Here is a 13846-nt window from a genome sequence, read left to right on the forward strand (position 1 = left end):
GAGTCTACCAGCTTGGGGTCGGGGCCGCGCTGCAGCCCCGACCCTCACCGTTACAGCTCGGCGGCCAGGCGCGAGCCCTGGTTGATGGCGCGCTTGGCATCCAGCTCGGCGGCCACATCGGCGCCGCCGATCAGGTGCACCGACTGCCCCGCTGCAACCAGCCCGTCCTGCAATTCGCGCAGCGGATCCTGGCCCGCACAGATCACCACGTTGTCCACCGCCAGCAACTGCGGCTCGCCATCAGCAACGCGCACATGCAAACCGGCGTCGTCGATCTGCAGGTACTCGACGCTGTTGAGCATCTGCACCTGCTTGTTCTTCAGGCCCGTGCGGTGAATCCAGCCGGTGGTCTTGCCCAGGCCGTCGCCGACCTTGGTCTTCTTGCGCTGCAACAGGTACACCTGGCGCGCCGGCGCGTGCGGTTCGGGCTTGACCCCGGCCACACCGCCACGGGCTTCGAGCGCAGTGTCGATGCCCCACTCTTTCCAGAACGCCTCGCGGTCGAGGCTGGTCGCCACGCCCTGGTGCACGAGGTACTCGGACACATCGAAACCGATGCCGCCTGCGCCGATCACCGCAACGCGCTGGCCGACCGGGTTGCGCTGCAACAGCACATCCAGGTAATTCATCACCTTGGCGTGGTCGATGCCAGGGATAGCGGGGTTGCGTGGGACAATCCCGGTGGCGAGGATGATCTCGTCATAACCGCCGGCAATCAGCTGCTCGGCGCTGACCCGGGTATTCAGGCGCACGTCGACGCCGGTGAGCTGCAGCTTGTTACGGAAATAGCGCAGGGTCTCGGCGAACTCTTCTTTGCCCGGCACACGCTTGGCCACATTGAACTGGCCGCCGATCTCGCCTGCGGCGTCAAACAGGGTGACCTGATGGCCGCGCTCGCCAGCCACGGTGGCTGCCGCCAGGCCCGCCGGGCCAGCACCCACCACGGCAATGCGCTTGGCCTGAATCACCGGCAGGTAGTTCAGTTCGGTTTCATGGCAGGCGCGCGGGTTGACCAGGCAACTGGTCAGCTTGCCGCCAAAAGTGTGATCAAGGCAGGCCTGGTTGCAGCCGATGCAGGTATTGATCTGCTCGGCCTGATCGGCTGCGGCCTTGTTGACGAACTCTGGATCGGCCAGGAATGGTCGCGCCATCGAGACCATGTCGGCGTCGCCAGCAGCCAGCACGGCCTCGGCGACTTCCGGCGTGTTGATACGGTTGGTGGTGATCAACGGGATATTGACGTGCCCACGCAGCTTGGCCGTGACCTTGCTGAACGCCGCCCGCGGCACCTTGGTGGCGATGGTCGGAATGCGCGCCTCGTGCCAGCCGATACCGGTATTGATCAGGGTGGCCCCAGCCTGCTCGATGGCCTTGGCCAGCTGCAGAATCTCTTGCCAGTCGCTGCCGCCTTCGATCAGGTCGAGCATCGACAGGCGGAAAATGATGATGAAGTTCGGCCCCACCGCCGCGCGCACGCGGGTGACGATCTCGACCGCCAGGCGCATGCGGTTGGCATAGCTGCCACCCCAGCGGTCGGTGCGGTGGTTGGTGTGGGCGGCGAGGAACTGGTTGATGAAGTAGCCTTCCGAACCCATGATCTCCACGCCGTCATAGCCGGCGCGCTGAGCCAGCTCGGCGCAATTGACGAAGTCGGCGATCTGCTTCTCGATGCCGGCCTCGTCCAGCTCCTTGGGCTTGAACGGGTTGATCGGCGCCTGGATCGCGCTAGGCGCCACCTGGCGCGGGCTGTAGGCATAACGACCGGCGTGGAGAATCTGCAGGCAGATCTTGCCACCCGCCGCGTGCACCGCCTGGGTGACGATACGGTGCTGCTCGGCTTCCTCGGGCGTGCTCAACTTGGCAGCGCCGGAGTACACCCCGCCCTCATCATTTGGCGCAATGCCGCCGGTGACCATCAGGCCGACACCACCGCGTGCACGCTCGGCGAAATACACTGCCATGCGCTCGAAGCCGCCTGGGCGCTCCTCCAGGCCGGTGTGCATGGAGCCCATCAGGGTGCGGTTGCGCAAGGTGGTGAAGCCAAGGTCAAGCGGGGCCAGCAGGTTCGGGTAAGCCATGGAGCAACTCCACATGGGCAAAAATCACGGGATGCGGGCGCCTCGCCGGTTGGCGGGGCCCGTCGGTTATCTGCCATCGACATTAAACAGCCGTTTGAACCGGCTCAATGATCCAAACTGACAACTTATTGATCCTGCTGCACAGCAGGTCTACCCTAAGGCTCCTTACATTCGATGGTGCCGCAGCGGTTCATGCGCAAACTTCTCGCAAGCGCCCTGGCGCTGGTAATGATCGCCGCGTTGTGTGGCTATGGTTTCTGGACGCAGCAGCGCCCTGAAGGCCACTACTTGTCTGACCTGCGTATCGAGCTGGCGCTCAATCAGGGCAGCCCCGGCGAGCGCGGCAACTTGCTCGGCATCGAGCCGCTGCTCTACCCCAGCGACTATCAAAACCTGCAACGGCTGCGCCTCAAGCTTGCCGCCTACCTGGAGCAGGCCCGCGAACAGGGGCTGGTGAATCCGCGTACGGTGGTGGTGCTGCCTGAGCATATCGGCACCTGGCTGTGGGCGCGCGGTGAAAAAAACGAGCTGTATCAAGTGACCCAACGGCGCGAGGCCGAGCAATGGCTTGAGCTGAGCAACCCGCTGCGCTACGGCCTGGCGATGCTCTGGGCGACCGGCGACGACCGCCGCGCCGATGCGCATCTGCGCATGAAGGCGGCGCAGATGGCCACCGACTATCAGGCCTTGTTCAGCGGCCTGGCGAAGGAATTTGGCGTGACCCTGGTGGCCGGTTCGATTGTCTTGCCCGCGCCCTATGTGGAGAACGGCGTGCTGCACGCCGGCAGCGGCCCACTGTTCAACAGCAGCCTGGTATTCGCCGGCGATGGCAGTGTGCTCGGCCAGCCGCAACGCCAGCAGTTTGCCGACAGCGAAGTGCGTCGTTACATACAGGACGGGCGCGAACAGCCCCTCCAAGTCGTCTCGACGCCTGCTGGACGCCTCGGCGTGCTGATTGGCAGTGACAGCTGGTATCCGGAAAATTATCAGCGCCTGGCAGATCAGTCCGTCCAACTGATCGCCAACCCGGTATTTCTCAGTGGCAAGCACAGCTGGGACGCACCCTGGCGCGGTAATCGCCATCAGGATGCCGCCGCCGAGCTGCCGCTGCAGCGTGGTCAGGTCAGCGAACAACAGGCCTGGCAGCAACTGACCCTGGCCGCAAATCCCGACCTGGCCAGCATCAGCGTGTTCATGCGTGGCCAATTCTGGGAACTTGGCGCTGACGGTCAAGGCTTTGCCAACCACGCTGGCGGCCAACTGGCCGGCACTGCGCAGCACGGCGCGCGCCTGCTCAACGTGTGGTTGTAACGCCATGCCCAGGCCGCGTGTGCGCCTCGGAGAATTGACTGTAGGGTTCGTCCAGCCCCTGGCCGAGGCCCTGCAACAGCTGGGGCATGACCCTACGCCATTGCTCGAGCGTTACGGCCTGACCAGCAGCCGCCTCGCCCAGCCTGGCGCGCGCTTGTCGATACCGCGCTATATGCACCTGGGCCATGCAGCAATCCAGCTCAGCGGCGAGCCGGCCTTGGGCCTGCGCATGGGCAGTCTGAGCCGGCTGGCGCACACCGGTCTGGCCGGAGTCACTGCTGCCCAGGCTCCGACGCTCGGCGAAGCCGCCCGCACCTTGCTGCGCTTCGAGCCGCTGTATGCGGCCAATTACCGCGGCAATTCGGTGTTTGTAGAAGACACTCAAGGCGCCTGGCTACGCTTTTATTCGATCAGCCCCTACAACGACTACAACCGTTTTGTGGTCGACTCGCTGCTGTCAGGCTGGCTCGCGCAGTTAGGCCAGCTTGCGGGTCAGCCAGTGCAGGCAGAACGAATCGAGATCGAATTTGCAGCGCCAAGCTACGCGGCGGAATATCAGCCACTCTGCGCCACGCCTGTGCATTTCGCGGCTGACGGTAATCAGCTGCGCCTGGGCCGGGCCACACTTGAGCAGGCCAACCCGCAGCACTGTCCCAGCACCTGGCAGCATCTGCTGCAGCTTTGTGAGGTGGAGCTCACCCAGCACACCCGTGTACGCAGCCTTGGCGAACGCATCACCCATCTGTTGGGGCCGCTGCTCAACGGCGGGCGCGAGCCTGACCTGGAGGAAGTCGCCCGCCATCTGCAATTGCCGACCTGGACCCTGCGCCGCAAGCTTGCCGAAGAAGGCACGCGCTTTCGCAGCCTGCTCAACGACACCCGCCAGGATCTGGCCGAGACCTACATCCGCGATACGGAGCTGGCCTTCGGCGAGATTGCCTATCTGTTGGGGTTTGCTTCAGCAGAAGCCTTTCAACGGGCGTTCAAGCGCTGGACCGGCCTTACCCCAGGGGAATTCCGGCGTAATCAACGGCGCACCGGCTAGAGCTCGGTGGCGTCGTCTGGCTCGGGGGCGTCCAGTTCATAGGCCTGATATTCGAGCAGCTCTTCCTGATAGTCGTCCATCGCCCTGCTTCCTCTTCACTCATGATATTGGCTCATGTCGCCACGCTAAATCGGGCGCATGACGCATTGATGACAAGCTTATGAGTGATAAACGTAGCAGGGGTTCGAATGATTACCCTGGGCAAGCTGTAACAATAAACTGCAAGGCCGATTGAGGCCTTGCAGAGGCCGTTTACATAGAGGCTGGAGCAGCCTCGCTGGCCGGAGCCTCCTGCTGCACCTGGATCGGCGAAGCCTCGTTGGGTGGCGCGATCGGCTGCGAGCTGCGGCTGTCGTCTACCACAGGCGCGGCAGGTGCCTCGCTGACGGGAGCAGCGGCCGCTGGGGCGACTACAGGTGCTTCGGGAGCCGCTGGGGCCGCTGCCGGCGCGACCGCTGCAGCCGGAGCCAATGCGGCCGGCGCTGGCGCTTGCTCCGGCAGGCCCAGATCTGGCGCTGGCTGCTCAGCCTTGGGCGCTTCGACTTTGGCTTCAGCCTTTTTCGCCTTCTTCGGCTTGGGCTTGGGCAGGAAGCTCTCGACCAGCGCGAAGTAGCGCTCATAGAACTGCGGCGCTGTGACGGTTTCGCTGGCCACCTTGACCATCGAATCATCGCTCGAACCGATTGGCATAGACACCGAGCCAAGAATGCCTACGCCAAGGCTGGCCGAGGTATTGGACTTTTTCAGCGCGTAGCGATCCTGCAGGGCGTTGGCGAACATGGTCGAACGCTGGTCATCGCTGCTGTCTGGCGCACAGGTGACACTGAAGCTGATCTGCAGATGGTTGTCGCTGTTCTGCTGAAAACTCTTGTTGCCGGCGATCTGGTTGTCGCCCGTGCTGGTGATGATATAACCCTGGCTGAGCAACGCGCGCCGGGCCGCTTCGCAGGAACCGGCGTCGCTGACCGGGAAGCTGCGCGAGTAGGTGCCCGAGTCATCGAAGTTCTCGTGCTCGTAGATTGCAGGTTTTTTCGAGGAGCAACCGGATACGCCCGCCAGCACAAGGGCCAGCCCGAGCGCACCGAAGACGGATGATCTGGACATCATGAATACCGGATTGGTCGAATGGCGCCTATTGTGCAACACATGCCCGCTGACTTAAACCGTTGATCTGTGAAGAGGCTGTCAGGTTTGGGTGGTAATGACTCAGAAGGTGAAGCTTTACGCGGTCTCTGTAGGAGCGGCCTTGTGTCGCGAAAGGGCTGCGCAGCGGCCCCAGATTCTGAGCTTCGCCTCCGACATTGCCGGGCCAGCTATGCTGGCCTTTCGCGACACAAGGCCGCTCCTACGGGGGACCGCGTTATCTAGCGGATCATGTTGTATGCGTTTCTACCGCAGAAACAAAAAAAGCGACCCTAAGGTCGCTTTCTCTGTGTGCTTCAAGGCGTTCAAGGGGCCTCGAAGCGAAGATGGCGCAGCGGACGGGACTCGAACCCGCGACCCCCGGCGTGACAGGCCGGTATTCTAACCGACTGAACTACCGCTGCGTATCATTCAGGCTTGCGCCTGTTTGAAACTGGGATCTGACCTACAGCAACCTGTGCTGACGGTTCAGGCACAAAAAAAGCGATAACGTGATCGCTTCTTTTGTGTTGCTTCGAGGCGTTCAAGGGGCCTCGAGGCGAAGATGGCGCAGCGGACGGGACTCGAACCCGCGACCCCCGGCGTGACAGGCCGGTATTCTAACCGACTGAACTACCGCTGCGTATCGTTCAGGCTTGCGCCCGATTGAAACTGGGATCTGGCACAAAGGCTTGGCCTTTGAACCTCAGACCGGTGACAAGCACCCATCTGGAGAAAAGTGGCGCAGCGGACGGGACTCGAACCCGCGACCCCCGGCGTGACAGGCCGGTATTCTAACCGACTGAACTACCGCTGCGCATAGTGGACTTGCGTCCTGTTCCTCTCTACCGGCGCGCCTCTTGCGAAGCTGACCAGTCAGGAACATCTCAGAAAGTGGTGGGTGATGACGGGATCGAACCGCCGACCCTCTGCTTGTAAGGCAGATGCTCTCCCGGCTGAGCTAATCACCCATATTCGCTTCAAGTGTTGTCTAGTTTTACCTAGTCTTGCTTGTTACGTTTACTTCGCTGAGGCCGCGAAATTTACGCAGGTACCGATGCTAAGTCAATACCCCCATTGAATTTTTTTTCAAAAAGGGCAAAACGGATCAGGTATAGATCATCTTGCGGCTCATGCCGCCATCCACTACAAATTCCTGACCGGTAACGAACCCGGCCTGACGCGACAGCAACCAAGCCACCAGCGCCGCGACGTCTTCCACTGTCCCTACCCTGCCGGTCGGATGCTGAGCATGGTCGGCATCGGTCAACGGCTCTGCCCTGCGCTGGGCCGGGTCACGTGCGTCGATCCAGCCCGGGCTCACCGCGTTGACGCGGATCTCCGGGCCCAGGCTCATGGCCAGGGCGTGGGTCAGCGCCAGCAGCCCGCCCTTGCTCGCCGCATAAGCCTCGGTATCAGGCTCGGATTGACGTGCACGGGTCGAGGTCAGGTTGACGATGGCGCCGCCATGAGCACGCAGGTACGGCGCACAGTGCTTGGCCAGCAGCATCGGGCCATTCAGATTGACCGCCAGCACCCGGTTCCACTGGCTCAAGCTCAAGCTCTCGAGGGTATGGTTGTGCGGGTTGGCGATGGCGGCGTTGCACACCAACGCATCGAGGCGACCAAACTGGCCAAGCACCTCGGACACCCCGGCGCTGACCTGGGCTTCATCGGCAACGTCCATGGTGATGAACCAGGCATTGTCGCCAAGGGCCTTCGCCACCTTGGCACCGCGCGGGCGGTCAAGGTCGCTGAGGACCACTTGCCAGCCCTCGCAGATCAGCCAGGCGGCAATGCCCAGGCCGATGCCGCGAGCGGCACCAGTCACCAGGGCGACCCGACCGTTATGATCGGGCTCGCCGCCCTTCCAGTCGATCACAGCGCTGCCAGCCCACGCGCCAGGTCGGCTTGCAGGTCAGCAACATCTTCCAGGCCAACCGCAATACGGATCAGGCTGTCACGGATACCCGCCGCTTCACGCTCCTGCGGCGACAGACGGCCGTGGGAGGTGGTCGCCGGGTGGGTGATGGTGGTCTTGCTGTCACCCAGGTTGGCCGTGATCGAGAGCAAACGGGTGGCATCGATGAAGCGCCACGCGCCGTCTTTGCCGCCTTTGACCTCAAAGCTCACCACTGCACCAAAGTCACTCATCTGCCGCTTGGCCAGTTCGTGCTGCGGGTGGCTGGCGAGGCCAGCATAGTGAACTTTCTCTACCCCATCCTGCTGTTCTAGCCATTGCGCCAGCGCCTTGGCGCTCTCGCAGTGGGCGCGCATGCGCAGCTTGAGCGTCTCCAGGCCCTTGAGGAAGACCCAGGCGTTGAACGGGCTGAGGGTCGGCCCTGCGGTACGCAGGAAGCCCACCACTTCTTTCATCTGCTCGCTGCGCCCGGCCACTGCACCGCCCATGCAACGGCCTTGGCCATCGATGAACTTGGTTGCCGAATGCACGACGATGTCGGCACCCAGCTTCAGCGGTTGCTGCAGCGCTGGGGTGCTGAAGCAGTTGTCGACCACCAGCAGCGCGCCGCGGGCATGGGCGATCTCGGCCAATGCGGCGATATCGACCAGCTCGGCCAGCGGGTTGGACGGCGACTCGACGAACAGCAGCCTGGTGTTGGCCTTGATGCCCTGCTCCCAACCGCTGAGCTCGGCCAGTGGCACGTAGTCCACCTCGACGCCAAAGCGCTTGAAGTACTTCTCGAACAGGCTGATGGTCGAGCCGAACACGCTTTGCGAGACCAGCACATGATCACCGGCGCTGCACAGCGCCATCACCGTCGACAGGATCGCCGACATGCCGGTAGAGGTGCCAACTGCCTGCTCGGCGCCTTCCAGGGCCGCCAGACGCTCTTCAAAAGCGCGCACGGTCGGGTTGGTGTAGCGCGAATAGACGTTGCCCGGTGTTTCACCGGCAAACCGCGCAGCTGCATCGGCAGCCGTGCGGAACACGTAGCTGGAGGTGAAGAACAGCGCGTCGCTGTGCTCAGCCTCCGGCGTGCGGTATTGACCGGCGCGCACCGCCAGGGTGTCGAAAGCGACACCCTCGAGGTCGCTGTCCAGTCGCCCGGCATCCCATTGATCCGTCATGCCGTCACTCCCACTCAGTTGTTGTAGAGGTCGATGATCGCGCTGACAGCCTGAGTCTTGACCTTCGCCGCATCGTTGCGATTTTGCTCGATACGGTCCAGATAGGCGTCGTCGATGTCGCCGGTGACGTATTCACCGTCGAACACTGCGCAGTCGAAATGCTCGATCTTGATCTTGCCGCCACCGACCGAATCGATCAGGTCTGGCAAGTCCTGATAGATCAGCCAGTCGGCGCCGATCAACTCGGCCACCTGATCGGTGGTACGGTTGTGGGCGATCAGTTCGTGGACACTCGGCATGTCGATGCCGTAGACGTTGGGGTAACGCACTGCCGGGGCAGCGGAACAGAAGTAGACGTTTTTCGCGCCGGCCTCGCGGGCCATCTGGATGATCTGCTTGCAGGTGGTGCCGCGCACGATCGAGTCGTCGACCAGCATCACGTTCTTGCCGCGGAATTCCAGCTCGATGGCGTTGAGCTTCTGGCGCACCGACTTCTTGCGCGCGGCCTGGCCGGGCATGATGAAGGTACGGCCGATGTAACGGTTCTTGACGAAGCCTTCGCGGAACTTCACGCCCAGGCGGTTGGCCAGTTCCAGCGCCGCGGTACGGCTGGTGTCCGGAATCGGGATAACCACGTCGATGTCATGCTCAGGACGCTCGCGCATGATCTTGTCGGCGAGTTTTTCGCCCATGCGCAGCCGCGCCTTGTACACCGAGACGCCATCCATGATCGAGTCAGGACGGGCCAGGTAGACGTGCTCGAAGATGCACGGCTTGAGCATCGGGTTGTGCGCGCACTGCTTGGTGTGCAGCTGGCCTTCTTCGGTGATGTACACCGCTTCGCCCGGTGCCAGGTCACGGATCAGGGTAAAGCCGAGCACGTCGAGAGCGACGCTCTCGGAGGCGATCATGTACTCCACGCCTTCGTCGGTGTGACGCTGGCCGAACACCACCGGGCGAATGCCGTTGGGGTCACGGAAGCCGACGATGCCGTAGCCGGTGATCATCGCCACTACCGCGTAACCGCCAACACAACGGCTGTGCACGTGGGAGACCGCGGCGAAGACGTCTTCTTCGGTAGGCTGCAACTTGCCGCGCACGGCCAGCTCGTGGGCGAACACGTTAAGCAGCACTTCCGAGTCGGAGTTGGTGTTGACGTGTCGCAGATCGGACTCGTAGATCTCCTTGGCCAGCTGCTCGACGTTGGTCAAGTTGCCGTTGTGGGCCAAGGTGATGCCGTACGGCGAGTTGACGTAGAACGGCTGGGCCTCGGCCGAGGTCGAGCTGCCCGCAGTCGGGTAACGCACGTGGCCAATGCCCATGTGGCCGACAAGGCGCTGCATGTGCCGCTGCTGGAACACGTCGCGCACCAGGCCATTGTCCTTGCGCAGGAATAACCGGCCGTCATGGCTGGTGACGATACCAGCAGCATCCTGGCCGCGGTGTTGGAGGACCGTAAGCGCATCATACAGCGCCTGATTGACGTTCGACTTACCGACAATACCGGTGATGCCACACATGCGACGCAACCCCTACTTTGATGAAACTTGAGTGAATAGCGCTCAAGGCCGCGATGGCCCCAGCAACTGTTCCTTGAACGGAAGATCAGCAGGTGCGCTGATCCCACTGGACATCCACTGGCTGGTGAAACCCAGGATAAGGTTTTTCGACCAGTCAGCGACCAATAGAAATTGAGGTATCAGGCGCGACTCTTGCCACCATGGGTCCTGTTGTACAGGGCCAAGGCTGAGCAGACCGACTGCCACGACAACCAAAAGGGCTCCACGGGCGGCGCCAAAGGCCATGCCCAGAAAGCGATCGGTGCCGGACAGCCCGGTCACGCGGATCAGCTCGCCTATCAGGAAATTGAGCATCGCCCCGACAATCAGCGTGGCGACAAAAAGAATGGTACAGCCGGCGATGACTCGTGCCGAAGGCGTCTGGATGTAGCTTTCCAGGTACTGCGCCAACGAGCCGCCGAACATCCAGGCAACCGCACCCGCGGTAATCCAGATGACCAGTGACAGGGCTTCCTTGACGAAGCCGCGTGTCAAACTGATCAATGTGGAGACGGCGATAACAGCGATGATCGCCCAATCAACCCAGGTAAATGCCACGGAGCCGCCTGCATACGTTTGAGGCGGCGCATTTTACCAGAGCAACGGGCTGGGAGTAAGCGGAATGTCAGGGTGTTGCTTCACCAGCGCTGGCGACGCTGGCAAAGCGACATTCCGGACTCAGTTGCGCTCGGGCTGGAACCGGGTGACAAAGCCCTTGAGCTTCTGCTGGCGGTTGATCACATCACGCAGGCGCTCGGCCTCGGCGCGCTCGATCAACGGCCCGACGTAGACCCGGTTCATGCCATCGGCAGAACGGATGTAGGCGTTGTAACCCTGGCTGCGCAGGGTCTTCTGCAAGTTGTCGGCACCGGCCCGGTTGGACAGACTGGCCAACTGGATCGACCAACTGACCGGCAGACCGTTGGTGTCGATCTTGGAAGCGGCGGCAGGCTTGCTGGCGGCGGCGCTGGCGGTGGCTGGCGCTGGCGCAGTGACCGGCGCACGGTTCTCGACCTTGGGCGCAGGCGCTGGTGCAGTTACCGGCGCTGGCGACGGTGCCGCACTGATCGGCTGGCTCGGCGTGGACGGTGGCGCGGTCGACTCATCGACCACCACCGGTGGCTGCTCGACGATCGGCTGCTGCTCGGGCACCTGGATCGTCTCGACCTGCACCTGCGGCAAGCTCGGCATGGCCGGTGCCTCGGGCGCATCGACCCGGACCTGGCGCATCTCGTCTTCGCGGGTGAACAGCATCGGCAAGAAGATCACCGCCAGTGCAACCAGCACCAGCGCACCGACCATGCGCTGTTTCATTCCCTTATCCAGCACTGCCATTTACTCCGCCCTCAGGAGCCTGCTGCTCAAGCCATTGCAAGGCCTGGGCAACACAGAAAAACGAACCGAACAGCACGATCTGATCATCGCCGGTCGCGTGTGCGCACTGGCCCTGCAAAGCGGCCTCGACGCTGGGGTAAGACTTCACCGACTGGCCAAGGTTCGTCAAGGCCTGCGCGAGCTCGCCAGCGGGGCGACTGCGCGGGGTGTCCAGCGGTGCCACGGCCCAGCTGTCGAACAGCCCTTGCAGCGGCGCGAGTACGCCGTCGAGGTCCTTGTCGGCGAGCAGGCCAAACACCGCCAGGCGTTTGCCCAGTGGCGGCCTGGCAGCCAGCCGCCGTGCCAGGTACTCGGCCGCATGCGGGTTGTGGCCGACATCCAGCAGGACCTCGACCGGGGTACCCTGCCAGGTCAGCGAACGGCGGTCGAGGCGACCGGTCATGCGCGTGTCCAGCAGGGCCTGACGGACCTGCACCGCGTCCCACTCCAGCCCCATCAGCAGATAGGCCTGCAACGCGAGCGCGGCGTTTTCCATGGGCAGATCGAGCAACGGCAGGTCATGCAGTTCGACCGCCGCGCCATCCAGGGCCCGACCGCGCCAGTGCCAGCTATCAGCACCCAGGCTCAGGTCAAAATCGCGGCTGCGCAGGAACAACGGGCAGCCCAGCTCGCGGGCTTTGTCCAGCAACGGCTGCGGCGGCTCGAGATCGCCACACAGGGCCGGTTTGCCCGGACGGAAGATGCCCGCCTTTTCGAACGCCACCGACTCACGCGTGTCGCCCAGGTATTCGACGTGATCGACGCCGATACTGGTGACCAGCGCCAGATCGGCATCGACCAGATTGACGGTATCCAGCCGCCCACCGAGGCCGACTTCAAGCACCACGGCGTCCAGCGCCGACTGCTCGAACAGCCACAATGCCGCCAGGGTGCCCATCTCGAAATAGGTCAGAGAGGTGTCACCGCGTGCAGCCTCGACGGCGACAAACGCCTCGCACAGGCGCTCATCGCTGGCATCGACGCCATCGATGCGCACCCGCTCGTTGTAGCGCAGCAGGTGCGGCGAGCTGTACACACCAACGCGCAGGCCCTGGGCCTTGAGCAACGCTGCGATAAAGGCACAGGTCGAGCCCTTGCCGTTGGTGCCGGTAACCGTGACTACCCGCGGCGCCAGCTTGCCCAGCCCGAGCCGCTGCGCCACCTGTTGCGAACGCTCCAGGCCCATATCGATGGCTGAAGGGTGCAACTGCTCGAGATAGGCGAGCCATTCGCCGAGGGTGCGCTGGCTCATCAGGCGACGGCCGCCACTTCCTGCACCAGGGCCTGGGCAGGCGTTGGCTGACCGGTCATCTGCGCCAGCAGACGGGCCAGACGTGGACGCAGCTCAGGACGGGAGATGATCAGGTCGATGGCACCGTGCTCCAGCAGGAACTCGCTGCGCTGGAAGCCTTCTGGCAGCTTCTCGCGCACGGTCTGCTCGATTACGCGCGGGCCGGCAAAGCCGATCAGCGCCTTGGGCTCGCCGACGATCACATCGCCGAGCATCGCCAGCGAAGCAGAAACGCCGCCGTAGACCGGGTCGGTCAGCACCGAAATGAACGGGATGCCTTCTTCGCGCAGACGCGCCAGCACTGCCGAGGTCTTGGCCATCTGCATCAGCGAGATCAACGCTTCCTGCATGCGCGCACCGCCGGAAGCGGAGAAGCAGATCATCGGGCAGCGATGTTCCAGGGCATAGTTGGCAGCACGCACGAAGCGCTCACCGACCACTGCACCCATCGAGCCACCCATGAACGAGAACTCGAAGGCGCTGACCACGACCGGCATGCCCATCAGGGTGCCGCTCATGGAGATCAGGGCGTCTTTCTCGCCGGTCTGCTTCTGCGCGCCGACCAAACGGTCCTTGTACTTCTTGCCATCGCGGAACTTGAGGCGGTCGACCGGCTCCAGATCGGCACCCAGCTCGGCACGGCCTTCGGCGTCGAGGAAGATGTCGATGCGTGCACGGGCACCGATACGCATGTGGTGGTTGCACTTGGGGCAGACGTCGAGGGTCTTTTCCAGCTCCGGGCGGTACAGCACGTTCTCGCAGGCCGGGCACTTGTGCCAAAGGCCTTCAGGCACCGAGCTTTTCTTCACCTCGGAACGCATGATCGAAGGGATCAGTTTGTCGACTAACCAGTTGCTCATGCTTCGTCTCTCCAGTATTTGACGGACGGGGACCGGTCGCGCCGGCCAAGCCCTGCCCTTGAGCTCAATTTTTTCAAATGATTCGCTACCAGCTCGGTTCCGTGGCCCGCGGTAGT

The 13846-nt window shown here is 63.1% G+C and carries 11 protein-coding genes and 4 tRNA genes; 2 read left to right on the plus strand and 13 right to left on the minus strand.

Annotation, left to right across the window (positions count from 1 at the left end):
- Positions 1–50 precede the first annotated feature (50 nt).
- Positions 51–2078 carry an FAD-dependent oxidoreductase gene (locus ACQZ2L_RS10930; protein ID WP_430326054.1) on the minus strand — a complete coding sequence of 676 codons (2028 nt, stop codon included), beginning with the start codon at positions 2076–2078 and terminating at the stop codon, positions 51–53.
- 192 nt (positions 2079–2270) lie between these two features.
- Between ACQZ2L_RS10930 and ACQZ2L_RS10935 the strand changes: the two genes are divergently transcribed.
- Together ACQZ2L_RS10935 and ACQZ2L_RS10940 are read left to right on the plus strand one after the other, a co-directional pair.
- Positions 2271–3389, plus strand: coding sequence for a carbon-nitrogen hydrolase family protein (locus tag ACQZ2L_RS10935; RefSeq protein ID WP_430326055.1), 1119 nt, complete (start codon positions 2271–2273; stop codon positions 3387–3389).
- 4 nt (positions 3390–3393) lie between these two features.
- On the plus strand, positions 3394–4434 hold the full coding sequence (locus ACQZ2L_RS10940) for an AraC family transcriptional regulator (protein ID WP_430326056.1): 1041 nt from the start codon (positions 3394–3396) through the stop codon (positions 4432–4434).
- 252 nt (positions 4435–4686) lie between these two features.
- Here ACQZ2L_RS10940 and ACQZ2L_RS10945 read toward each other — a convergent pair whose 3' ends face one another.
- The 12 genes from ACQZ2L_RS10945 to accD form a co-directional block, all read right to left on the minus strand.
- A complete protein-coding gene (locus tag ACQZ2L_RS10945; RefSeq protein ID WP_430326057.1) occupies positions 4687–5538 on the minus strand; it encodes a DUF2242 domain-containing protein in 852 nt (283 codons plus the stop codon).
- Positions 5539–5904: 366 nt separating this feature from the next.
- Positions 5905–5981 (minus strand) — tRNA-Asp (locus ACQZ2L_RS10950).
- Positions 5982–6122: 141 nt separating this feature from the next.
- Positions 6123–6199 (minus strand) — tRNA-Asp (locus ACQZ2L_RS10955).
- Positions 6200–6296: 97 nt separating this feature from the next.
- Positions 6297–6373: transfer RNA gene (locus tag ACQZ2L_RS10960), tRNA-Asp, on the minus strand.
- 78 nt (positions 6374–6451) lie between these two features.
- Positions 6452–6527, minus strand: a tRNA-Val gene (locus tag ACQZ2L_RS10965).
- 137 nt (positions 6528–6664) lie between these two features.
- Positions 6665–7438 (minus strand): SDR family oxidoreductase, encoded by a 774-nt coding sequence (locus tag ACQZ2L_RS10970; RefSeq protein WP_411562784.1) that lies wholly within the window; start codon positions 7436–7438, stop codon positions 6665–6667.
- Positions 7435–8646 carry an O-succinylhomoserine sulfhydrylase gene (locus ACQZ2L_RS10975; protein WP_430326058.1) on the minus strand — a complete coding sequence of 404 codons (1212 nt, stop codon included), beginning with the start codon at positions 8644–8646 and terminating at the stop codon, positions 7435–7437. Before ACQZ2L_RS10975 ends, ACQZ2L_RS10970 begins: the two co-directional genes overlap by 4 nt.
- A gap of 14 nt (positions 8647–8660) precedes the next feature.
- Positions 8661–10166: an amidophosphoribosyltransferase gene (purF, locus tag ACQZ2L_RS10980; protein ID WP_101321405.1), complete on the minus strand. Its 1506-nt coding sequence runs from the start codon at positions 10164–10166 to the stop codon at positions 8661–8663.
- 42 nt (positions 10167–10208) lie between these two features.
- Positions 10209–10763: a CvpA family protein gene (locus tag ACQZ2L_RS10985; protein ID WP_101321407.1), complete on the minus strand. Its 555-nt coding sequence runs from the start codon at positions 10761–10763 to the stop codon at positions 10209–10211.
- Positions 10764–10883: 120 nt separating this feature from the next.
- Positions 10884–11540: an SPOR domain-containing protein gene (locus tag ACQZ2L_RS10990; protein WP_430326059.1), complete on the minus strand. Its 657-nt coding sequence runs from the start codon at positions 11538–11540 to the stop codon at positions 10884–10886.
- Entirely contained in the window at positions 11524–12831 is a 1308-nt protein-coding gene (gene folC, locus ACQZ2L_RS10995; RefSeq protein WP_430326060.1) for a bifunctional tetrahydrofolate synthase/dihydrofolate synthase, read from the minus strand. Before folC ends, ACQZ2L_RS10990 begins: the two co-directional genes overlap by 17 nt.
- Complete coding sequence (gene accD, locus ACQZ2L_RS11000; RefSeq protein WP_101321413.1) at positions 12831–13730, minus strand: acetyl-CoA carboxylase, carboxyltransferase subunit beta; 900 nt, start codon at positions 13728–13730, stop codon at positions 12831–12833. Before accD ends, folC begins: the two co-directional genes overlap by 1 nt.
- Between the last annotated feature and the right edge of the window lie 116 nt (positions 13731–13846).

The sequence above is a fragment of the Pseudomonas shirazensis genome, assembly GCF_050496565.1.
GTDB lineage: Bacteria > Pseudomonadota > Gammaproteobacteria > Pseudomonadales > Pseudomonadaceae > Aquipseudomonas > Aquipseudomonas shirazensis_A.